This window comes from Bacillus cereus group sp. Bc010 (assembly GCF_027716745.1).
Classification (GTDB): domain Bacteria; phylum Bacillota; class Bacilli; order Bacillales; family Bacillaceae_G; genus Bacillus_A; species Bacillus_A pacificus.
Window position 1 is genome coordinate 1 of the sequence record NZ_JAQFUY010000009.1, and the last position, 22,983, is coordinate 22,983.

The following is a 22,983-nucleotide window of genomic DNA, read 5'->3' on the forward strand; positions in this document are numbered from 1 at the left end:
TTCCCCGATAGAATATCGGGAAAAGGCCGTGGCATAATACTCTTTTTATGACTGTCTACTTGACAGGGAGATGACCATACAGCGGCTTTTTTTCTATTATCCCTCTCTTTCTACATACCATATACGCAAGCGAAATGATAGAAAATATGTTAAAATGAACTTAATTTTCAAACGGAAGAAAGGGAGATACAATGGAACAATTCATTAACCCTAGAGTAAAGGACATCCAAATTTCTGGAATCCGTCAATTCTCTAACATGATTCAAAACTATGATAATCTTATCTCTTTAACAATTGGACAACCTGATTTTCCTACACCTTCTCTCGTAAAAGAAGCGGCAAAACGGGCTATTACAGAAAATTATACAAGCTATACACATAACGCTGGTTTACTAGAATTACGCAAGGCAGCTTGTAACTTTGTAAAAGATAACTACGATTTACATTATTCACCTGAAAACGAAACCATCGTTACAATCGGTGCTAGTGAAGCAATTGATGTTGCATTTCGAACGATTTTAGAGCCAGGAACAGAAGTCATCTTACCTGCCCCTATTTATCCAGGGTACGAGCCGATTATTCGATTATGCGGTGCAACCCCTGTATTTATAGATGTTCGTGAAACTGGCTTCCGTTTAACAGCCGATGCACTAAAAAATGCCATTACAGAAAAAACAAGATGCGTCGTACTGCCGTATCCTTCTAATCCAACTGGTGTAACTTTATCAAAAGAAGAACTACAGGATATTGTAAATGTTTTAAAAGATAAAAATATTTTCGTCCTTTCTGATGAAATTTATAGCGAACTTGTATATGAACAAACACATACATCGATCGCTCATTTCCCAGAAATGCGCGAAAAGACTATCGTCATTAACGGTTTATCAAAATCACATTCTATGACTGGCTGGCGTATCGGTCTATTATTCGCACCAAACTATTTAGCTGGGCATATATTAAAAGTTCATCAATACAACGTAACGTGCGCTACTTCAATCGCTCAATATGCTGCAATTGAAGCATTAACAGCTGCTGAAGATGCACCAAAAATGATGCGTCATCAATACAAAAAACGCCGTGATTACGTATATAATAGACTCACTCAAATGGGCTTAACAGTTGAAAAACCAACAGGTGCATTTTACTTATTCCCATATGTTGGTCATTTAACATCTTCATCATTTGATTTTGCACTTGATCTTGTGAAAGAAGCTGGACTTGCCGTCGTTCCCGGAACAGCATTCTCTGAATATGGGGAAGGCTACCTTCGCTTGTCCTATGCGTATAGTATTGAAACTTTAAAAGAAGGCTGTGACCGTTTAGAAGCCTTTCTACAAAAAAAAAGCTAAGAGTTAAACTCTTAGCTTTTTTTTGCATAATGATCGCAAGTTTGACGCTTCAATAATTTATGCGGAATAATGATACACTTTGCAGTAGACTCCGCATTCTCAACTTTATCAACTAAAGCTTTTGCTGCCTCATATCCTAGCTGGTATATATTCACATCAACTGTCGAAAGTGGCGGACTCGCAATTTCTGATAATAAAGCATTATTAAAGCTTACAATTGAAACATCCTTCGGTACAACGAATCCTTTTTTAGAAAGTGCACTTAGCACACCAAGTCCAATCAAGTCATCCGTTGCCATAATTGCTGTCGGTGGTTGCTTTAGCGCCATTAATTCCTCCACAGCTTGTTGACCACTCTCTCTTGAGAAATCAAAATGTAAAATATACTCTTTTGGTAATACAATATCTGCCAATTTTAAAGCATCACTCATACCAGCCAAACGATCTCTCGTTACAAGTAAATCTGATCCACCGCCGATGAACGCGATTTGTTTATGACCTAATGAAATCAAATATTCTGCTACTTCTCTTGCAGCTGTATAATTGTCATTATCTACATATGTAATTTCTTCTTTACGATCATATGGTTTCCCGATTAATACGAACGGGAAATTTTGTTTATGTAAATATTGAATAATCCGATCATTCTCTCTTGAATATAAAAGAATAATGCCACCAATTTGGCGCCCCTGCACCATCTTTACAACACCATTAAAAATTTCATCTTCCGTTTCACCTGTCGACATATAAAGTGCATACCCTTCCACATGTGCAAACGAACTAATCCCTCTTATAACTTCTGGGAAAAACGGATTTTGAAAAGCTTTACTTGCAGAACTTGGCATAACAAGGCCAAGTGTTTTTGTTGTTTGGTTAGCTAGGTTTCTTGCGTTTAAATTAGGATGATACCCTAGTTCACTCATTACTTTCCGAACACGACGCTTTGTTTTTTCACTTATACTTGGATTATCAGCAATTACACGAGAAACGGTAGATGGTGCTACATTCGCTTTCTTCGCCACATCTTTAATTGTAACTGTCATAAAAATCCCCCTCCTTTCACTTCTCTGCCATTTTATATATTTTCATCTTGCACCCGTTGCAAGTAATAGGGGAAGTCATAAACTTTCATTGATTCTATCTTGTAAAACCTATCATATTCTCCCTCTTCATGTATTGTAAGGGATAGAGCTCTTTTTTCCTATACTATAATATACTATTTATTTCACTTCTTTTCATATGGGATGTCAAATCTCTTTTCATCTCCCAATAAAATGTTTTATAGGAAGATGAAAAGAAAAATGGGACATAATGTCCCATTTTTCATCCTTTCGTACCTCCAGCAGTTAAACCAGAGATAAAGTATTTTTGTAGTGATAGGAATAAAATTGAAATTGGGATTGCAATCAATACGGAACCCGCTGCGAACGTTGTAAATTCATTCCCAAATTTCTTCGCCACCATTTCATATAATCCAACTGCTAACGTATAATTTTCTGGTGTGCGCAAAATAATACTCGCTAAAATAAAATCTGTAAATGGGCCGATGAAAGTAAATAACGCTACAACCGCTACGATTGGCTTTGCAAGTGGCATAATGATTTGCCAAAAAATACGGAAATGTCCTGCTCCATCCATACGAGCTGACTCATCCAATTCTTTCGGGATCGTATCAAAATACCCTTTCATAAGCCATGTATTCATTGGAATTGCCCCGCCTACATAAATTAAAATTAATGCAAGGTGCGTATCAATTAATCCTGTTAACTGTGCTAATACGTATAAAGCGATTAACGCTGCAAAGTTTGGAATCATTTGCAAAATTAAAAATGTTAACAAACCATTTTTTCTTCCAACAAAACGGTATCTCGAAAATGCATAAGCAGTAAAACTAATTGCTAACACTGAAAAAATCATCGTTAAAACACTTACTTTTAATGTGTTTTTATACCATAGTAAATAATTACTATTCTCTAAATCTAATAACTTACGATAATGATCTAGCGTTGCATTTTGCGGAATAATACTTGATCCAGATAAACTATCACCCGGATTAAACGATGAGCCAATAATCCATAATAATGGATAGAAAATGATGGCACACATTACGAAAATAACGAGATAACTTAATGAGAGACGTAACATCTTTTGTCTTTTAATATTCATTTACATCATATCCTCTTCTTGGAATGATTTTGTTCTCTTAAATTGCCATAACGCAACTGTAATAACGATTAACGATAAGATCATTGTAAGAGCTGCTGCTTTTCCGTACTGCGCGGAAGTCATCGTTAACTTATAAATCCATGAAATTAAAATATCTGTTCCACCTGCGTCTTGTCCAGCTACAGCAGGACCTCCGCCGTTAAATAGATAGATGATACTAAAGTTATTAAAGTTAAACGTATATTGCGTAATTAATATTGGTGCTGTTGCATATAGAACAAGTGGCAATGTAATTTTACGAAACTGTTGCCAAGCTGTAGCTCCATCTACTGTAGCCGCTTCGTATAATTCTCCTGGAATCGATTGCAGTATACCTGTTGTCATTGCAAAGACGAACGGGAATCCAAGCCACGTTTGAATCATAATTAAAGCAATCTTCGCCCAAAATGGATCTGTCATCCAAGCAATCTTTTCAATTCCGAATAAAGCTAATGCTTGATTGTTAATTGCTCCAAATGTTTCATTAAACATACCAGAGAAAACAAGAATAGATACGAATGCTGGGACCGCCCACGGTAAAATGAAGATTGTTCGAATAATCGCCTTCCCTTTAATACCAGGCTGATTTACGATAATCGCTAAGAAAATACCAAGCGCAACTTGTAATGTCGTTGCAACGAATGTCCAAATGACAGTCCAAGAAAATACACTTAAAAACGTTTCTCTCCACATCGGTAATGTAAAGATATCAATAAAGTTTTTAAACCCTACCCAATCTACTAATTTAGCTGGAGGAGAATGATATAAATCATAGTTCGTAAATCCAATTAAAATTACGAAAATGATTGGAAATACAACGACAAAGATAAGTAATAAAAACCCTGGTGAAACCATTAAATACGGAAAACCTTGGTCTAGTAAATTACGGTATTGCTCTTTTACAGAGTTTAACGGTGTTCCTATATCCCGTTTCTTTCCATTTTGGTATGCATCATATAAATTAAATGCATATATTCCGAGTCCAAACACGATGACAATGAGTGCCAAGATTCCTTCTACTAATAGAAAGACAGAATGGTCACGTGGAACTTCTGTACCAAGCGTTACAATTCCCCATAATCCCATATTTAATAAATCAGCAAAGGCTACAATAAATGAACCTGTTAATACTAGAAAAATAAGACCTTTTACAAATTGTTTATTATACATTTGGCCCACGCCTGGAATAATTGATAACATGGTTGCCATTTTCCTATGTTTTGAACCGTTTAAGCCGTTTGCTGGTTCCATAGATGTTTGCATGTTCCTTCCCCCTTTTTTCTTGGGAGAGAATTCGTGCCCCTCATATTAGAGGCACGAATTTCACCTTATTTTTTCTTACTATGATTTGCCTCAATATTACCTTTAATTTGCTTCACTGCATTATCAAGTGCTGCTTTTGGTGCCTCTTTATCCGTAACAACTAATTGAAGCGCATCTCCAGCTGGTTTCCATACTTCTTGCATTTCTGGAATGTTTGGCATTGGAATTCCATTTTCAGATTGTGTTGCAACTGCTTTTGCAGCTTCGTTATCTTTAATAATTGGATCTTCCATTACTGCTTTTACTGGAGGAATTTCTTTCGTCTTCTCAAATCGAATTTTTGCGTTTTCTTCATTCGTTACCCATTCAGTGAACTTTGTAGCTAAATCATTTTGTTTAGAGAAACTTGTTACATGCCATCCTTTAACCCCAACAAACGTTTTCATTGGTTGACCATTTGGTAATTTCGGCATTGGAGCAACGCCATAATCAATTCCGTTCTTTTCCATTGCTTGGAACGCCCAAGGTCCGTTCATGATAGATGCTGCTTTTCCTTCATTAAATAGCCCATCAGCAGCAGGTCCACCAGATTCACCGATAATACCTTTCGGGAATAACTTTTCTTTGTACCATTTTTGAAGATACTCAGCACCTTGTACTGCTCCGCTATTATTTAATCCAACATCACTTGCATTTGGCTTTCCATCTTTTTCACCAAACACATAACCACCCATACCTGCCATGAATGCATTAGCAAAGTAGAAGTTATCTCCTAATGCTAAAAATCCGTACTTGCCATCTTTCGTAAATTCTTTTGAGAAGTTAAACAGCTCGTCCATCGTTTCTGGTGCTTTTGGCATTAGTTTTTTATTGTAAATAAAGACTGGTGTCTCAATTGCTTTTGGTAAACCATATAATTTTCCGTTATATGTCTGTGCTTCTATTGATGAATCAGTAAATTTACTCTTTATAGAATCATCAGCTTTCACTTCAGAAAGTAAACCTTCTGTTACTGCATTTCCGATTTGATCATGTGGCAATGTTACAACATCTGGTCCCGTCCCCGCTGGTCCATCAAGGCGTAACTTCTTCACTTGATCTGTCATTTGCATTTCAACAACTTTTACTTTTACTTTATATTTTTCCTCAAAGCTTTTCACTGCTGGTTCTAAACCAACACCTTTTTTATCATCTTCCCAAACGAGTAGATCGTAATCTTTTTTTGCTTTACTTTCTTCTTTTTTTCCTGAATCTTTCGGTCCACATGCAGATAACATACCAATTGATAATGCTGAAACCGTTAATAATGATAATGCTTTCTTCATCCCAAAAACCTCCCTGAATTGTATATGTACCTTACTAATTGAAAACGTTTGCATTGAATAGTTTAATAGAAGCGCAAACAATATCTCAATCTATGAAAACGTTTGCGCTATTTGTCTATCATTATACATTCTTTTATTCATTTTGCAAATATTAATTTTAAAATATTATTACTACACTCTTTATACATTGACTTTATACGAAATGAATACTACTCTTATAAGCAATATTAAAGCTATGCAAAAAGCAATCGTTTGCAACATATGCTTTATTATTATACTTAAGGGAACACTATGCATAGAGATAGTAAAGGGGGATTTTTTATATGTTTAAAGACGCCATCTATCATAGGCCAAAAGATAATTACGCATACGCTTACGATGAAAAAACGATTCACATCCGAATACGTACGAAAAGAGACGATGTTCAAAGTACCACTCTTATTTATGGTGATCCTTATGAATGGACAGACGGGAAGTGGATTTCTTCAAGTGCACCGATGAAAAAAACCGGTTCTACTGCATTATTTGATTATTGGTCCATTTCCATCGAGCCAAAATTTAAGCGCTTACGTTACGGATTTGAATTAAAAGCGGAGACAGAAACGCTTATTTATGCAGAACGTGGATTTTTTTCCAGCATTCCAAATGATGACGTTGGTAACTTTTTCTGTTTTCCATTTATTCATGCAAATGATGTATTCAAAGCACCTTCCTGGATTAAAGATACTGTTTGGTATCAAATTTTCCCAGAACGGTTCGCTAATGGCGATCGTACGCTGAATCCAGAAAACACCCTTCCTTGGGGCAGCGCTGAACCAACTCCAACTAATTTTTTCGGCGGAGATTTTGCTGGTATTATTCAAAACCTCGATTACCTTGTTAAGCTTGGAATTTCGGGAATATATTTCACACCTATTTTCAAAGCACATTCAAATCATAAATATGACACAATTGACTACATGGAAATCGATCCGCAATTTGGCACAAAAGAAACATTCAAAGACCTCGTTCAAGCATGTCATACACATGGTATAAAAGTAATGCTCGATGCCGTATTCAATCACAGTGGATACTTTTTCGATAAATTTCAAGACGTACTAGAAAATGGTGAACAGTCAGCATATAAAGAATGGTTTCATATTCATGAGTTCCCAATTAAAACTGAGCCACTTCCGAATTATGATACTTTCGCGTTTACACCGTATATGCCGAAATTAAACACTGCACACCCGGATGTAAAAGAATACTTACTTGAAGTAGGGCGTTATTGGGTAAAAGAATTCAATATAGACGGGTGGCGCCTTGATGTAGCAAATGAAGTCGACCATAACTTTTGGAGAGAATTCCGAAGGGAGATAAAAGCATTAAATTCTGAAGTATATATTTTAGGAGAAATTTGGCACGATGCACTTCCTTGGTTACAAGGAGATCAATTTGATGCTGTAATGAGCTATCCGGTTACAAACGCTCTACTGTCTTACTTTGCTAACGATTCCATTAAGGCAAATGAATTCATGAAACAAATTATAGAATCTCTACATTCCTACTCTATGAATGTAAATGAAGCAGCATTTCATTTATTAGACAGCCATGATACACCAAGAATATTGACAACATGTAACGGAGATAAAAATAAATTAAAGTTACTTTATGTATTCCACCTTTCTTTCATCGGCTCTCCTTGTATTTATTATGGAGACGAAATTGGTATGGATGGCGGTATGGACCCTGATTGTCGCAAATGTATGGTTTGGGATACGAAAGAACAAGATCATCTATTATTTACACATATACAAACATTAATTTCGTTACGAAAGCAATATAAAGCATTTGGAGGACATGGTACTTTCCAATTCATTGAAGCAAATGATGAACATAATTATATTTCTTATACAAAAACATATAAAGATGAAACTATCTTTTTCGTTTTAAATCCGACTAATAGTGATATTACAGCTTCACTGCCTCTCCATGTTACTGGAAAGAAAATCATTAATATTTATACAAACGAAGAATTTTCAGCGGAAGCAAGTGTATTACAAGTTACACTTCCTCCATATGGATTCTCCATATTAAAATGGTAATCAAAAAAATCCTTATACCAAAGTGGTATAAGGATTTTTCTTATTTCAATTTGAACACCATTGCTTCATACGGACGTAATGGTATGTTTTCTATCGGTCCATTCTCTACGTCGTAATTGTGTATAAATAACTCTGCTTCACTATAAGTAATGTCCTCAGGCAATTCAAATACACATTCTTCTGCAGTAAAGTTTGCAATAACAAGAAGTTTTTCTTCCCCATACGTTCTTACATATGCAAAAATAGATGGATTATTCTCCAATATTAAATCATATGATCCATACACAACTATTTCATTATTTTTACGTAACTCAATTAATTTTTTATAATAATAAAAAATTGAATCTTTATTTTGGATCGCTTGTTTCACATTAATTTCTTTGTAGTTAGGGTTTACTGTAATCCAAGGTTCACCTGTTGTAAATCCAGCGTGATCTTTGTCATCCCACTGCATCGGAGTTCTAGCATTATCACGACCCTTTATATAAATAGATTCCATTATTTTTTCTATATCTTCACCACGGTCTATCACTTTTTCTTTATACATATTTAACGTTTCAATATCTCGATATTCATCAATCGACTCAAATCGGACGTTTGTCATTCCAATTTCTTCTCCTTGATAAATATACGGTGTTCCTTTCATCATATGAAGCACCGTCGCTAACATTTTCGCAGATTCAATGCGATACATTCCATCATTACCAAAACGAGATACAACGCGAGGCTGATCATGGTTATTCCAATACAGGCTATTCCAGCCTGTATGTTCTAATGCTTTTTGCCACTTCGTTAAATTCTCTTTTAAAGTAAGGAGTGAACATGGTTTTACATCCCATTTTCCGCCTTCTCCTGAGTCTAAATCCATATGTTCAAATTGGAATACCATCTGCAGTTCTTTTCGTTCTTCCCCGGTATACAATTTCGCTTCTTCTGTCGTTACACCAGGCATTTCACCAACCGTCATAATATCATAATGAGACAATACTTCTTCATTCATTTCATGTAAATATTTATGAATGTTTGGACCGTTCATAAAATGCTTATGACCTGAAACATACCCCTCTTCTTCTGTTTCAACAGCTGGTAATCCCTCTTCTTTAGAAATAAAATTAATAACATCCATACGGAAGCCATCAATTCCTTTTTCTAACCAAAACTTCATCATTTCATAAACATCTTGCCTTACCTTTTCATTATCCCAATTTAAATCTGGCTGTTTTTTAGAAAACAGATGTAAATAATATTCATCTGTCATTTCATCATACTGCCATGCTGATCCACTAAACGCTGCTCCCCAGTTATTCGGCTCTTTTCCTTCTTTTCCAGGGCGCCATATATAGTAATCTCTATATTTATTATCTTTTGATTTACGTGATTCAATAAACCAATTATGTTCATCAGAAGTATGATTCACAACTAAGTCCATCATAAGTTTCATATTACGTTCATGCATTTCATGTAATAGCTCATCCCAATCTTCCATTGTTCCGAACTCATTCATAATTTTACAATAATCACTTATATCATAACCATTATCATCATTTGGAGATTCATAGACTGGTGATAACCAAATTACATCAATCCCTAATTCTTTTAAGTAATCTAACTTTGAAATAATACCGCGAAGATCCCCGATACCATCACCGTTGCTATCCATAAAGCTACGAGGATAAATTTGATATACTACACTTTCTTTCCACCACTGTTTTTCCATTATGCTACCCCATTTCATTCATAATTCGATTTTCTCTTTTTAAGGCGCAAACGTTTTCATTAATGAATGATAACAGATTCTATCTTAATTTAAAATAGCGCTTACAACTTTTATTCTTATTTTTCTAAGAAAACATACGAAATTTACTAATATTCTTCCAATTTATGAAAACGTTTTATTTTTTTTTGTTTATTTTTTGAATCTATTCGTTTATAATGAACTCAAAGAAAACGTTTGCATAATTATTTCTAGGGGGAAATACCATGGCAGAACTGAAATTAGAAAACATTTATAAAATATATGATAATAACGTAACAGCTGTAACAGACTTCAATTTACACATTCAAGATAAAGAATTTATCGTATTTGTCGGTCCTTCTGGATGCGGAAAATCTACAACATTGCGAATGGTGGCTGGACTTGAAGACATTTCAAAAGGAGAGTTTTCAATTGATGGTAAGCTAATGAATGATGTCCCTCCAAAAGATCGCGATATCGCAATGGTCTTCCAAAACTATGCTCTATATCCACATATGAGTGTATATGATAACATGGCATTTGGATTAAAACTTAGAAAAATACCAAAAGATGAAATTGATCGTCGTGTGAAAGATGCAGCAAAAATTTTAGGACTGGAACAATATTTAGATAGAAAACCGAAAGCATTATCTGGTGGACAACGTCAACGTGTTGCGTTAGGGAGAGCAATCGTTCGAGACGCGAAAGTGTTCTTAATGGATGAGCCATTATCTAACTTAGACGCTAAATTACGTGTTGCAATGCGCTCAGAAATTTCTAAGTTACACCACCGCCTTGGAACGACAACAATTTATGTAACGCATGATCAAACTGAAGCGATGACAATGGCTTCTCGTCTTGTTGTTATGAAAGACGGAAAAATTCAACAAATCGGTACTCCAAAAGAAGTATATGAAACACCTGAAAACATTTTTGTTGGTGGATTTATCGGCTCTCCAGCGATGAATTTCTTCCGTGGTAAATTAACTGAAACCGATTTCGTTATAGACAATGCTGCAAAAATTAAAGTAACTGAAGGAAAAATGAAGATATTACGTGAACAAGGCTATGTAAATAAAGACATTGTTTTAGGTATTCGTCCTGAGGACATTCATGATGAACTATTATTTTTAGAAGCTTCACAATCTACTGCCTTCACAACAAAAATTGAAGTTGCTGAGTTATTAGGTGCTGAATCTATTTTATATATGAAACTTGGAAATCAAGATTTTGCAGCACGTGTTGATGCAAGACATACATTTTCACCTGGTGACCAAATTAAACTAGCATTTGATATGAATAAAGCGCATTTCTTTGATAGTCAAACCGAACAACGCATTCGTTAAAAAATAATTTTCATACAAAAAAACCGTCCACATATATTGAGGGCGGTTTTCACTATTATACGAGGGCTTCTACTGTATGAAATGATTGTCCTTTCGTGCTAATAATACCGAAAATCGGTAAGTCACTTAGCACCACTTCTTCTTGCTGTTTCATAAAAGATGACGTTAATTGTTTTATCTCTATCCATACGTCATTAATACAAAGTACATTGGAATCGTTCTCTTGTTGGCGTGAAAATATAGAATCTATTTTATATAAACCAGCATTTTGAAAAAGCATATCAATGCGACTGAATGCATTCAAAATAATGCTGATTACGCGTTGCCAATCTCCTTGTTTTTCCATATCATAGGATACAAAAAGTGCTTCTCCGCCTAGATTCGTAATTTCCTCCACTGTTGCTTGTCCACTTTCTTGATCGATGTCCGTCACAATTACTTTTGCGCCTTGTTTAGCCAACAAAAGAGCTGTATTACGTCCAATACCGATGCCACCGCCAGTTACGATAGCAACTTTTCCTGCAAGCTTCATTTTCATTACCCCTTCTATAAGTCTTACCGTCATTCAGTATACTCCTTTATGAGATTAGTCTGCAAGCAAGAAAAGTTGCTTATCCATTTGTAAGCGGTTACTTTTTTACTCCTTCTTTTTTCTTACTATTACGCTGATCGAAAACTAAACCGATGAAAATTAAAATCCCCCAAAAGATTACGCTACCTCCAGTCATTTCAATTTCCCCCTTATTATATAAACATATTATTTTAATCATTATATCATTTTCTTAATTTTCAATCTATTAAATTCAAAAATGATATAGATTAACTTTTCCCTATTATATATCCATTAAAATATATTTGTATAACAAAAAGAGACCTTTTTATATAAAAAGGTCTCTTTTTGTTATACAAGACTTATCACTTTCGTTTTTGTAATTAAATCCTGAAAACCACAATTATCTTTGCGGAATAACATCATATATACGTTACATAATATCGGAATTCCAAGTAGTAATATGTTCGGTAATAACAATACAAAAAATCGAATTGTTAATGTTTGTAATGTTAACTTTTCACTCTTCAATGAAATTAATTTTATTCTCGTTACCTTTTTACCAAGTGTTACACCGTTCCAAATAAAGGGTAGCAAAATAAAATATATCGCCATTAATATAAAAACTACTGCAAGATCATATCTATAATCGCCAAAACTAATATTAAAGCGATTAAAAATAGCACTATAATTTCCAGTCATAACAGCTACTACTGCACCATACATAACCGAGATTAAAAACATGTCAATTAGGGAAGCACCTATGCGATTCATTACAAGCGCTGGACGATGCATCTTTAACTTCATTTTTATGTCGACTCCTTCATATCCTTCTTTACCCGTCTCATCGTACCACTTCTAAAAAACATTGTAAACTAGCGTTTCTCTTACTTTTCTTGTACAATGTGTTACAACAGCATTGTAAAGGAGGTTCCCATATTGAAAAAATGGATAATCCTATTCGTCGCATTCCTATTAGCCGGTTGTGCTGGAAATACAAATCATATAACATATACGATTAACGATGAATACGAACTCATACGTACTTCTGGAAATGCATTTGAACTTTTCCCCACGCAAGATGCTGTATACGCCACACAATACATTCCTGCAAAAATTACAGACATAGCCTGGGATGATAAATACATTATTGCAAAACAAACTGAGGAAAAGTCAGATCCGAATAATCCTGACGCAGCAATTGCAAATAAAAAAAGCGAGCATTATTGGATTATTGACGTAAAGCATAATAAACGTTTTGGCCCCTATAATGAAAAGCAATTTAATGAGCAAAAAGATGCGTTTAAAATTAAGGTGCCTTTTCAAAGTGTAGATTCATACATAAAAGAACAGAAAAAACAGTCAGCATAATAGTTTGAGCGCTGACTGTTTTTTCTTGCATATATTTAAAAACAACTTACTCAGAAAGTGAGATGTTAAAAGTTTGTGGCTCTTTTACAACATCTTGCGTTTCTGTATCTGCTGCGATTACATTATCTGTTGTAAATTTAATATCCTTTACCTTTTCTTTTCCATCATCAAGTATTAGGCCGATAATACCATCTCTTGTTTCACCAGGCTTATAGTCTTCCCTTGATACATTTTTTGTACCAACGAGCGTATCTTCATCATATAAAAAGTTTTGCGTTGCTACTTTAAAATGTTGTTTATCATTAATCGCAACATCATTCATAGAGAAAAATTGTATATTTTTATTCCCGCTATTTTCCACCTTATATGTAATTTCAACGTAACGAATCGTATCACTAATCTCTGTACCACTTAGCGATGCATATAACTCCGCATCTTCTTGACTGACTTTATCTCCTAATCTACGCTTTACTTCTTCAGGAGTTAATGCCGTATATACTTTTAATGTATTTTTTGCATCTTTACTCATCTGCGATAAAGAGATTACTTTCACATCTTGTACGTGAATTTTCATTGGTGCTACTTCAAATGTTTGATTCACAGAATGAATTTGTTCTAATGTAAAAGTACCCCATCCTGTTTCTTTCACTTTTTGTCCTACTTTTTTCAGCTCACGCCCACCATATTCTTTTGTTTCAGGAATAGATTCTTTCTTCTTCGGTTCAGCTTTCTTTTCTTCTTGATGGAAGCAACCACTTAACATAAGAAGAAAACTACATAAAACAAAAATACTTTTCCATGCTTTCATCATATAATTTCTCCTAACACTATCATTCATTAATATTAATTAGTCCTTTGCTTTGTAAACTATAGAAACAATGAGAAGTCCACAAAACGAACTTGTCAGTCCAGATACTATTATACCCCCTATTTGGAAAATATGAAAATAGGGATCTACGAACGCATGCACGATAAATATAATAGCTGCCACAACAAGTACCGAAATCCAATATTTTATTTTTTCCGAAGCTAAAATAAGGTCTTTACCCATTTCATTTCTACACGTCCATAAAACATATACTAATAACAGAAAACCAATACATGTACTCCCATGTTGCATATATTTATAAATAGAACTACCGTACCATCCTCTTTGCAATAATGGTATTTTCATAACAAAATAGCCTGTCTTATGAGTGAATGCATCCCAAACAACATGCGTTAACATACCGAATAATGCTGAATAACAAAATACAAAGAAATCTTTCCTTGTGTAAAGCCCCCACCTCTCATCTACTGCATATGTATAGTAGCCAGCAAATGGTTTAGGTAAATGCGTTATAAACGGCTTTTTTAAAATGTAATGATATATGTATGCTAATAAAAAGACAAGTGGTAAATTTAAATATAAGAACCCAAGCCATGTATGGCCAATAATACCATACGGTCTAAAGTGTAAAAAATATTCAAAATCAGGCGCCATACTCCCTAATATAAGAGCCGTTACTGAAATATGTTTAGAATGCTTTTTCACAAAAGGAAGAACTGCTGCTGGATGTGCAAATGTAAACGGCATGTTTTAGCTCCTTTTCAGAATTACAATAGATTACATACTATCATAACGACATGAATAATCTCCATGCAATATTTATTTTCACATTGGAATATGATAGTTTAAATGATATAATCCACATGAAATATTCAGAAAATAAGGAGGGGTTCATGTGTCATTAACACTTGTCTTTTTTCTTGTTCTCTTTATCTTGTTTTTAAGTACATACATTGGATTTTTTCTATGGAATCATTTAAAAATTATAAAATACACGCCCGCTTTCGTTGGCTTTATGAGCGTTCTTTTCATTTTTATATGGAAGAGGATGACTTTCGGCTGGGAAGGGCTTGGCTTTGGCGCACTTCAATATACAATACTATTTGCAAGTTGTCTTACCCTTGTATTTGCTGCCTTTTTAGAATCAAAATCCGTTATGAATTGAGGTTTATATATTGATTGACGTACCTTTTTTAAAAAATGTCACATTAAAAAAAGAAAATATCCCTAGTTTCTCCGCATACCCTTACTGCTTACCCGCTATCCGAACATTACAATCACTAGCTTTCCATCCAAATGTAACATTCATTATTGGAGAAAACGGAACGGGTAAGTCAACATTACTCGAAGCGATTGCAATTGCTTTAGGATTTAATGCAGAAGGTGGAACGAAAAATTTCCGCTTTAGCACAAACGATTCACATTCGTCTTTACATGAATACCTTCGAATTTCCAAAAGTTTCAATACACCAAACGACGGTTTCTTTCTTCGTGCTGAATCATTTTATAACGTTGCTTCTTATATTGATGAAATAGATGCTATAAAATCTTATGGCGGTGTTTCACTTCATGAACAATCCCATGGTGAATCATTCTTCTCCTTATTTATGAATCGTTTTTCAGGACAAGGTTTCTACATTTTAGATGAGCCCGAGGCCGCCCTATCACCAATGAGACAACTTTCTATGCTCATTCGAATGCACGAACTAGCGGAACAAGGTTCACAATTTGTTATTGCGACGCATTCTCCTATTTTAATGGCTTATCCTGAATCCACTATATACTCTTTAACACAAGAAGGAATTCACGAATCCGCCTTAGAAGACACCGAGCATTACCAAACGACGAAGCTTTTCTTTGAAAATCGTGATCGATTATTTCATCATTTATTTGATTCTTAAAAAAAGAAGCAGCGATTGCTGCTTCTTTTTATAGTGCTTCTATAAATAATGCTACTCCAATACCGCCGCCGACGCATAGAGAGGCAATTCCTTTCTCTAATCCGCGTCTCTTTAATTCATGAATTAAACTTACTGTAATACGAGCTCCTGTACAACCGATTGGATGTCCAAGTCCTACACCACTACCGTTTACATTCACTTTTTCACGATCCAAACCTAATTCTTTCTCTACAGCTAAGTATTGCGCAGCGAAAGCTTCATTAATTTCCAGTAAATCTGCATCTTCTAATGACCAATCTACTTTTTCTAATCCTTTACGAATTGCTGGTGCTGGTCCAATACCCATAATTTTCGGATCTACTCCAGCTACTGAATACCCAACAATTCTAGCTAACGGTTGTAAGCCTTTTTCTTTCGCTTTTTCTTCGCTCATTAATACTAAAACCGCGCTTCCGTCATTCAGGCCAGATGCATTCCCTGCAGTTACTGAACCGTCTTTACGGAAAGCTGGTTTTAATCCAGCTAATTTTTCTGCTGTAATATCAGCACGTGGATGTTCATCTTTTGAAAATACTACTTCTTTTCTACGTTCTTTTATCGTAATAGGAACAATTTGATCGTCAAAGTATCCAGACTCAATTGCCTTTAGCGCCAATGTATGACTACGAAGCGCAACTTCATCTTGTTCCTCTCTTGTAATTTCATATTGTTCAACTAAATTTTCCGCTGTTTCCCCCATCATAATATGATGAATCGGATCTTCTAACACTTCCCACACCGTATCACGAATTTCTCCGTGTTGTAGGCGTTGTCCCCAGCGGTGTTGTTTTAATGCATAAGGGCTTGAACTCATTGCTTCTACTCCACCTGCAACGACAACTTCACTTACACCTAATTGAATTTGCATTGCAGCCGACATAATCGCTTGCATACCTGAAGAACATTGGCGTTGGATTGTATAGCCCGTAACTGTGTCAGGAAATCCTGCCGCTAATGCAGCCGTTCTCGCCGTATTTGCTTCATCAGTTCTTTGAATACAATGACCTAAAATCACTTCATCAACTTCGTGTGGTTCTACCCCGCCTCGTTTTACAGCTTCCTGAAGTACAGGAACAGCTAATTCTACTGGCGTTACATTTTTTAGCGCTCCCCCAAAAGTTCCAATTGGCGAACGAACTGCAGCTGTAATAACAACATTATGCATTTTGCACTTGCCCCTCTCTTATGTACCCTAGTCAGTTTTTAGGTGAAATTCCATAAGATGTATGTCTACACCTATCATACTATAAACATACTAAAAAATCAAAATATTTAATATAATAAAAATAGAAGGAATTAACCTTCTATTCTGTTAATGCATATAGAAATTTCTGTAAAATCTTCTCTGTTGTTTTATTCAAATTCGGTAACTTATCTACCGGAAAATATTGAAGCTGTAATCCTTCATGGTCAAGCCTTAATTCTCCGCTCACATGATGCCCCTGATACAGATGTATGACATTAAAAATTTCATCTCCATTTGGATATTGGAAGTACACTTCTTTTCCCGAAAGAACCCCGATAAATTGCATAATTTTCGCATTTAGTCCCGTCTCTTCAAACAGTTCTCTGCGAGCAGTTTCTTCTGTCGTTTCTCCTAGCTCCATCGCCCCGCCAGGTACACCCCAATCATATGTATCTGAACGATATTGAAGCAATACTTCTTGATTATCATTTAAGATAATAATTGCTGACCCTACTAGAATAAGCGGCCTTGTACCAACGACTTTGCGTAACTCTTCAATATACCCCAATATGTAAACTCTCCTTTCCTCACCCTTCCTTATCATAACAAAATTTTTCTCCTTTTGTTGATGTAATTTTAAAGAAAAAAAGGAAGCTTTCGCCTCCCTTTTTTCACCTTTATTTCTTAAAACTTTCATATTTTACAGCTTCAAAAGCTTCTTCAATTTCATCATTACGATAATGGACATATGTAAAACGTCCTAATTCTACTAATCTTGCTATTTCTTGTAACGCTTTCTGTTGCTCATATGTTTCTTCCAGCTTAATATGTACATAAAATTTCATTAATGGATGTTCATATAAAGGTTCTCCCACCTCTACATATACATCTTCTACCCCTTGCACAACTCTTACATAACTTGCAAATTGATAAAGAGCCTCTCTGTCTGAAACGATTTTTAATGTATACATATATTCTCCCCCTTTTCTTTACTATATCAAAAAGATGCTCACACTACGTTATAGAACTATGAAATTTTTTCGACTTGTAATAAACAAGGCGGTTATCCATACATAGAGTCTTTTCCCAACATATATTATAGGAAGAATTTTTCAGTTGAGGTGTTCCTTATGGATCCATACGTCAATATATGTATTTGCATTACGCCAGGCGCCGATATTTCTAATGATCGTATCGCAAAAGATTTAGCAGTTGCAGAGTCAATTTGGCACCCGATTACATTTCAAATTAAAGAAGTAATTATTTTAAATGAACTTTTTCGTTTTTCTGACCGCGAAATTAGTTATAAAAATTCTATTCAAAGTCAGGAAAAATTAGCATCCTTTTTCCAAACATGTGTGAATGAAGCTCCTGAATGCGACCTTTATATTTGTTATATTGGCAGTGATTATTTCAAAGAAACAGCAGTCATTGCCTGTGCTTACTCTTTTGCGAAACAACAGCAACTTACTGGTTATATCGTTTTAACAAATTCAGCTGCCCCCATGAAAAATATATATACGCTCGCTCACGAAATCGGTCATATTTTATTTACAAGACGTGTTCACGGAAAACTTACTCACGCTGATCCTCATTCCCCAACTGGCTCGGAGCACCATCCTTCTCCAACAAATCTTATGTACCCTATCGTACCTCGTCCTGAAAATGTCCATATTCAATCCCTATTAACGAACGAACAAAAAGCACTCTCTTTACAAAGTTCTTTATTGCAAAGAAAAAAACAGTAACGCTCTTGTTACTGTTTAAAACAATATATTCCAATCAACAAACCAAATTCCGGCTGCAACGGATGCAAATATACAACTAAACATAAATACAATTACTCTAAAAATCTCTATATAATATTTCTTTGGAAATATTTTTTTGCATATCCAGAGCAGCCACTTTCCTATTAAACCGAAGAACAACATATATCATAATATTTACAATATGCAGTATAAATATAATTTACATATATGCTTATCCTTTTTATTTCTAGAGCTTCTCCTTAGAAATACACTCTTACTATTTGTTCAACCATAAATATCATAAAAATTGGGATTCCTAAAACAAGTAAACCAATCCAACCAAGAGACCGAACATTCACAATCGTTGTTATCAATAGCATAACTCCTCCAATTAAATATCTTCCTAATTGAGGGAGTTCATATAAAGGAAAACTGTACCAACCCTTTAAGAACATTATTAATATTGGTAAATAAGTGAGTATTACTGCTCCAAATAGCAGTAAGCCTTTTTTCAACATACTCCTTTGAAAACTAGCACCTCTTAAAAATAAAACCCCTCCCATAATCATTAACAGTAAGATAACCGGATATCCGATTAATCCTATTAAAGAAATGGTATAAGGTTCATTTAAGTTTCGAAATAAAAGATCTGGAATAGTCCAATAACATAATATACTCATAACAGCTGTAGCTAGCCATCCTAAATTCCGTTTATAATCAACTTGCATTTCTTTTACAAGTTGATTTGCATATTCCTTTGGTGAATCACCAAATATATCCTTTACACTCTTACCCCTTTTTTCCCCTTCAGTTAAATGTAATTTTGCATCTTCTAAAAAGGATTCAATATCTTTTTCGCTTATTCCCTTTGCAGTTAAATAAGTACCTGTATTTGCAAGGAAATCTCGTGACTCTTGAGAAAGCATCATATTCCCTCCTTCCAAATTACTAGTGCACACTTTTTCTCTCCTCATTTTTGAAAGACCATCGCATTAATACATATAAACTTCCGTACAGAAGTAACGACTCTAAGATTCCCCAGTATGGATTTTTCTCTCCCAATCCTTTAAATACAAACATAATGAATAGCGGGACAATAACAGTTAATATCCCAATCCAGCCAAGTATGTATGCTTCCCCAATTAACAGTACTAACAAGATAACTCCAGCTAGTATATAACTTTGTATAGTCGTTAATTGTAATACAGGTGTCCCATACCATTTATTCATAAACATCAATAATATTAGTAATAAAATCGGTAGCAATGCTGCTACATAAATAATGCTAAATTCTTTTATTTTACTCTTAAATGATGACATTTTAAAAGCAAATATAATTCCTACAATCGTAATCATTAAAACAATTGGGTATCCAATTAATTGTACATTCGTTAATGTAAATTCATGATTTGGGCTTTCAAATAAAATATTTGTAAGTAACCAATATCCCCCTATTCCAATTATCATTCCTAAAATAGTCTTTATACTCCCGCCTTTATCCCTCTCCATCTCTTTCGCTAATTCTTCTGCATACTCTTTTGGCGAATCACCAAATATATCACTTACTGTCTTTCCCTCCTTCTCACCTTCTATTAAATGAAGTTCTGCATCTTCTAGAAAAGCATCCACATCTTCTTCTTTAATCCCTTTTGTTATTAAATATACTTTCGTATCAATTAAAAACTTTTCTCCTTCTTTAGAAATCTTCATGATAATCCCTCCCTTATTAAACCGTCTCTCTTCTATTCGTCTTCATCATAATTTCAAGGAAAATTAAAATAAACAAACTTCCGTATAAACATATAATTTGAAATAACATTGGAACAAGGTCTTCTGATGTAAATGTTTTAAACAGTAACATAATCGAAAGTGGAATGATTAAATATAAGTTTTTAAACCATCCATCAAAATATATATTGATTGCTACTGTAATGATGAAAATACCACCAGCTAATATATAACTTTGCATTTGAGTGAATATAAACAGTTTTGTTGGATAGACCACATCTAATACCGTGACAACCCCCATTAAAAACATTGGCGCGATCATAACTAAAAACCACATAGAAAACCACGTTTTTGTAAAACTTGTTACGAAGGTCATTTTGCGAAGTAGAAAATTAGGACCTATAACAACTAAAATCAATGACAAACTATACCCCACGCACTGAATCAGTGACATCTGTAATAATCCGTTATTCACTATTAGGATAGAAGCAATAATCCAAAACGATACGATATTCATTACTGTAAAACCAATTTGCTTCCACGTTTCCTGTCTATCTCTTTCCATCACTTTTACAAGTTCATTTGCGTATTCTTTCGGTGAGCTTCCGAAAATTTCTTCTACGCTTTTCCCATCACTCTCACCTTCTATTAAATGAAGTTCTGCGTCTTCGATAAAGCTTTCAATATCGCTTTCTTTCACACTCTTTGCAGTCAAAAACAATCTCATATCTAATAAAAACTTTCGTGCTTCATTTGATAGCATTATTTTCTTCTCCCCTTCCCTTCAAGTAGACGTTCCACACTACTTTGCATCACTTCCCAGCGATCCATAAATTCATCTAGTGCATCTTCGCCATTTTCTGTTAACGTGTAATACTTCCGTTTTGGACCAGATGGGGATTCCTTCATTACACTTGTTATAAGTCCTTCCTTTTGCATTCGTATTAATAACGGATAAATACTGCCTTCACTTGCCATTGTAAAGCCATACTTTGCTAGCTTCTCACTCATTTCATAACCATATATTTCACCTTCAGAAATAATAGCAAGTAAGCATCCTTCTAAAATCCCTTTCAGCATTTGACTTGTCGACATAATTCAAATCCTCCCACTATCTTGTTTTACAAGATAGACAAGCGTAAGTATCTTGCTTTACAAAATAGTATAGCAGAGACTATTTTGCAAAACAAGATAGCTAACGATATTTTTCCAAATCTTTGCAGGATTTTTATTATCCACTCTCTAAATAGAGCAATAGGAGAACTTTATTACGAAGGGATGTTTTTCATCATGGTTACAAATCGAGTTGTTTTTTTAACAGGTGCTGCAAGTGGTATTGGTTATGAAATGGGAAACGCTTTTGCAAAAGAAGGTGCAAAAGTTGTTATTACCGATCGTCTTGAAGAACGTGCAAAAGAAGCTGCTGAACAACTACAAAAAGAGGGCTTTCAAGCTATCGGCTTAAAATGTGATGTTACATCCGAAGAAGAAATAGAAGCATCCATTTCCCAAACTGTTAATCATTTCGGTTCATTAGACATATTAATTAATAACGCAGGCATGCAACACGTTTCACCAATTGAAGAGTTTCCAACCGAAAAATTCGAGCTCCTCATTAAAATCATGCAAATCGCTCCATTTATCGCCATTAAACATGCCTTTCCGATTATGAAAAAGCAAAAGTATGGCCGAATTATTAATGTCGCTTCCATTAATGGTCTCGTTGGATTTGCAGGGAAATCCGCCTACAATAGCGCGAAACATGGTGTAATTGGATTAACAAAAGTTGCTGCTTTAGAAGGCGCTACGCATGGTATTACTGTAAATGCACTGTGTCCTGGTTATGTCGATACCCCTCTTGTACGTAATCAACTACAAGACTTAGCTACTACACGAAATGTACCACTTGAAAATGTTTTGGAGGAAGTCATTTATCCACTTGTACCGCAAAAACGCTTATTACAAGTACAAGAAATCGCTGATTATGCAATCTTTTTAGCGAGCGAAAAAGCGAAAGGTATAACCGGGCAAGCTGTCGTTATCGATGGTGGTTATACTGCTCAATAAAAAATAAAGTTTGCTCACGAAGAGCAAACTTTATTTTTTATCGCGAGGATCTTCCTACTTTAGTAATTGTTTAGGGAGTTTCTCGATTGCAACAATTACCCCATCTAATTTGCTTTCAATTCGATGGAGTAAATATAATGTTACAACAATGGGAAACCCTACATTACCTATCATCTTGATCCACTCTTCCATTCTTTTCGCCCCCTTTCATTATATAAATAAGAGAAAATAACACATTTAGGCATAAAAAAACAAGC

At 34.8% G+C, this 22,983-nt stretch carries 26 protein-coding genes and 1 pseudogene; 8 read left to right on the forward strand and 19 right to left on the reverse strand.

Features of this window, described 5'->3' with window-relative positions; all coding sequences use genetic code 11:
• Positions 1-191 precede the first annotated feature (191 nt).
• Positions 192-1,349: an aminotransferase A gene (locus PDQ68_RS12460; RefSeq protein WP_061183905.1), complete on the forward strand. Its 1,158-nt coding sequence runs from the start codon at positions 192-194 to the stop codon at positions 1,347-1,349.
• Between the two features lie 11 nt (positions 1,350-1,360).
• On the opposite strand, the gene malR is transcribed toward PDQ68_RS12460, so the two are convergent.
• The 4 genes from malR to PDQ68_RS12480 form a co-directional block, all read right to left on the reverse strand.
• Positions 1,361-2,392, reverse strand: coding sequence for a maltose operon transcriptional repressor MalR (malR, locus tag PDQ68_RS12465; protein ID WP_000219039.1), 1,032 nt, complete (start codon positions 2,390-2,392; stop codon positions 1,361-1,363).
• A gap of 280 nt (positions 2,393-2,672) precedes the next feature.
• Positions 2,673-3,515, reverse strand: coding sequence for a maltosaccharide ABC transporter permease MalD (gene malD / locus PDQ68_RS12470; RefSeq protein ID WP_001022608.1), 843 nt, complete (start codon positions 3,513-3,515; stop codon positions 2,673-2,675).
• Positions 3,516-4,817 carry a maltosaccharide ABC transporter permease MalC gene (gene malC, locus PDQ68_RS12475; RefSeq protein ID WP_061183906.1) on the reverse strand — a complete coding sequence of 434 codons (1,302 nt, stop codon included), beginning with the start codon at positions 4,815-4,817 and terminating at the stop codon, positions 3,516-3,518.
• A 65-nt stretch (positions 4,818-4,882) separates the two neighbouring features.
• On the reverse strand, positions 4,883-6,142 hold the full coding sequence (locus PDQ68_RS12480) for an extracellular solute-binding protein (RefSeq protein ID WP_000709927.1): 1,260 nt from the start codon (positions 6,140-6,142) through the stop codon (positions 4,883-4,885).
• A 323-nt stretch (positions 6,143-6,465) separates the two neighbouring features.
• Here PDQ68_RS12480 and PDQ68_RS12485 point away from each other — a divergent pair, with 323 nt between their 5' ends.
• A complete protein-coding gene (locus tag PDQ68_RS12485) occupies positions 6,466-8,226 on the forward strand; it encodes an alpha-glycosidase (protein ID WP_061183907.1) in 1,761 nt (586 codons plus the stop codon).
• Positions 8,227-8,266: 40 nt separating this feature from the next.
• Here PDQ68_RS12485 and malL read toward each other — a convergent pair whose 3' ends face one another.
• Positions 8,267-9,943 carry an oligo-1,6-glucosidase gene (gene malL, locus PDQ68_RS12490; protein ID WP_000415190.1) on the reverse strand — a complete coding sequence of 559 codons (1,677 nt, stop codon included), beginning with the start codon at positions 9,941-9,943 and terminating at the stop codon, positions 8,267-8,269.
• 263 nt (positions 9,944-10,206) lie between these two features.
• Here malL and PDQ68_RS12495 point away from each other — a divergent pair, with 263 nt between their 5' ends.
• Positions 10,207-11,307 (forward strand): ABC transporter ATP-binding protein, encoded by a 1,101-nt coding sequence (locus PDQ68_RS12495; protein WP_000818924.1) that lies wholly within the window; start codon positions 10,207-10,209, stop codon positions 11,305-11,307.
• Between the two features lie 55 nt (positions 11,308-11,362).
• On the opposite strand, the gene PDQ68_RS12500 is transcribed toward PDQ68_RS12495, so the two are convergent.
• From PDQ68_RS12500 to PDQ68_RS12510, 3 genes are all read right to left on the reverse strand, one after another.
• Positions 11,363-11,872 carry an SDR family NAD(P)-dependent oxidoreductase gene (locus PDQ68_RS12500; RefSeq protein ID WP_061183908.1) on the reverse strand — a complete coding sequence of 170 codons (510 nt, stop codon included), beginning with the start codon at positions 11,870-11,872 and terminating at the stop codon, positions 11,363-11,365.
• Between the two features lie 64 nt (positions 11,873-11,936).
• Positions 11,937-12,035 carry a hypothetical protein gene (locus PDQ68_RS12505; RefSeq protein WP_000145657.1) on the reverse strand — a complete coding sequence of 33 codons (99 nt, stop codon included), beginning with the start codon at positions 12,033-12,035 and terminating at the stop codon, positions 11,937-11,939.
• A 173-nt stretch (positions 12,036-12,208) separates the two neighbouring features.
• Complete coding sequence (locus PDQ68_RS12510) at positions 12,209-12,664, reverse strand: RDD family protein (protein ID WP_000769088.1); 456 nt, start codon at positions 12,662-12,664, stop codon at positions 12,209-12,211.
• Between the two features lie 132 nt (positions 12,665-12,796).
• On the opposite strand from PDQ68_RS12510, the gene PDQ68_RS12515 reads away from it, so the two are divergent.
• Complete coding sequence (locus PDQ68_RS12515) at positions 12,797-13,228, forward strand: DUF3997 domain-containing protein (RefSeq protein WP_000758784.1); 432 nt, start codon at positions 12,797-12,799, stop codon at positions 13,226-13,228.
• A 46-nt stretch (positions 13,229-13,274) separates the two neighbouring features.
• On the opposite strand, the gene PDQ68_RS12520 is transcribed toward PDQ68_RS12515, so the two are convergent.
• Together PDQ68_RS12520 and PDQ68_RS12525 are read right to left on the reverse strand one after the other, a co-directional pair.
• Positions 13,275-14,039, reverse strand: coding sequence for a hypothetical protein (locus PDQ68_RS12520; protein WP_061183909.1), 765 nt, complete (start codon positions 14,037-14,039; stop codon positions 13,275-13,277).
• Between the two features lie 36 nt (positions 14,040-14,075).
• On the reverse strand, positions 14,076-14,804 hold the full coding sequence (locus tag PDQ68_RS12525) for a DUF4184 family protein (RefSeq protein WP_016718403.1): 729 nt from the start codon (positions 14,802-14,804) through the stop codon (positions 14,076-14,078).
• 148 nt (positions 14,805-14,952) lie between these two features.
• On the opposite strand from PDQ68_RS12525, the gene PDQ68_RS12530 reads away from it, so the two are divergent.
• A complete protein-coding gene (locus PDQ68_RS12530; RefSeq protein WP_061183910.1) occupies positions 14,953-15,222 on the forward strand; it encodes a hypothetical protein in 270 nt (89 codons plus the stop codon).
• A gap of 10 nt (positions 15,223-15,232) precedes the next feature.
• The gene (locus PDQ68_RS12535) at positions 15,233-15,958 is read left to right on the forward strand and encodes an AAA family ATPase (RefSeq protein WP_061183911.1); all 726 of its coding nucleotides are present in this window, start codon (positions 15,233-15,235) and stop codon (positions 15,956-15,958) included.
• A gap of 28 nt (positions 15,959-15,986) precedes the next feature.
• Here the strand turns inward: PDQ68_RS12535 and PDQ68_RS12540 are convergent, their stop codons facing one another.
• The 3 genes from PDQ68_RS12540 to PDQ68_RS12550 all read right to left on the reverse strand — a co-directional run bounded on the left by PDQ68_RS12540 (position 15,987) and on the right by PDQ68_RS12550 (position 18,154).
• Positions 15,987-17,162 (reverse strand): acetyl-CoA C-acetyltransferase, encoded by a 1,176-nt coding sequence (locus PDQ68_RS12540; protein ID WP_000552083.1) that lies wholly within the window; start codon positions 17,160-17,162, stop codon positions 15,987-15,989.
• Between the two features lie 139 nt (positions 17,163-17,301).
• Positions 17,302-17,751 (reverse strand): NUDIX hydrolase, encoded by a 450-nt coding sequence (locus PDQ68_RS12545; RefSeq protein WP_000540524.1) that lies wholly within the window; start codon positions 17,749-17,751, stop codon positions 17,302-17,304.
• A 109-nt stretch (positions 17,752-17,860) separates the two neighbouring features.
• On the reverse strand, positions 17,861-18,154 hold the full coding sequence (locus PDQ68_RS12550) for a DUF3928 family protein (protein WP_000288328.1): 294 nt from the start codon (positions 18,152-18,154) through the stop codon (positions 17,861-17,863).
• Between the two features lie 159 nt (positions 18,155-18,313).
• Between PDQ68_RS12550 and PDQ68_RS12555 the strand changes: the two genes are divergently transcribed.
• Entirely contained in the window at positions 18,314-18,931 is a 618-nt protein-coding gene (locus PDQ68_RS12555) for an ImmA/IrrE family metallo-endopeptidase (protein ID WP_061183912.1), read from the forward strand.
• A gap of 15 nt (positions 18,932-18,946) precedes the next feature.
• Here the strand turns inward: PDQ68_RS12555 and PDQ68_RS28875 are convergent.
• The 5 genes and pseudogenes from PDQ68_RS28875 to PDQ68_RS12575 form a co-directional block, all read right to left on the reverse strand.
• A pseudogene (locus PDQ68_RS28875) lies at positions 18,947-19,117 on the reverse strand (DNA-binding protein); the annotation flags it as partial.
• A 74-nt stretch (positions 19,118-19,191) separates the two neighbouring features.
• A complete protein-coding gene (locus PDQ68_RS12560) occupies positions 19,192-19,857 on the reverse strand; it encodes a DUF1129 domain-containing protein (RefSeq protein ID WP_016718407.1) in 666 nt (221 codons plus the stop codon).
• Positions 19,858-19,879: 22 nt separating this feature from the next.
• Positions 19,880-20,641, reverse strand: coding sequence for a DUF1129 domain-containing protein (locus PDQ68_RS12565; protein ID WP_016718408.1), 762 nt, complete (start codon positions 20,639-20,641; stop codon positions 19,880-19,882).
• A gap of 16 nt (positions 20,642-20,657) precedes the next feature.
• A complete protein-coding gene (locus tag PDQ68_RS12570) occupies positions 20,658-21,422 on the reverse strand; it encodes a DUF1129 domain-containing protein (RefSeq protein ID WP_016718409.1) in 765 nt (254 codons plus the stop codon).
• The gene (locus tag PDQ68_RS12575) at positions 21,422-21,754 is read right to left on the reverse strand and encodes a PadR family transcriptional regulator (protein ID WP_061183913.1); all 333 of its coding nucleotides are present in this window, start codon (positions 21,752-21,754) and stop codon (positions 21,422-21,424) included. Before PDQ68_RS12575 ends, PDQ68_RS12570 begins: the two co-directional genes overlap by 1 nt.
• A gap of 195 nt (positions 21,755-21,949) precedes the next feature.
• On the opposite strand from PDQ68_RS12575, the gene PDQ68_RS12580 reads away from it, so the two are divergent.
• The gene (locus PDQ68_RS12580; RefSeq protein ID WP_061183914.1) at positions 21,950-22,726 is read left to right on the forward strand and encodes a 3-hydroxybutyrate dehydrogenase; all 777 of its coding nucleotides are present in this window, start codon (positions 21,950-21,952) and stop codon (positions 22,724-22,726) included.
• A gap of 54 nt (positions 22,727-22,780) precedes the next feature.
• Here the strand turns inward: PDQ68_RS12580 and PDQ68_RS12585 are convergent, their stop codons facing one another.
• Positions 22,781-22,918 (reverse strand): YvrJ family protein, encoded by a 138-nt coding sequence (locus PDQ68_RS12585; protein ID WP_000393326.1) that lies wholly within the window; start codon positions 22,916-22,918, stop codon positions 22,781-22,783.
• Positions 22,919-22,983: the final 65 nt, after the last annotated feature.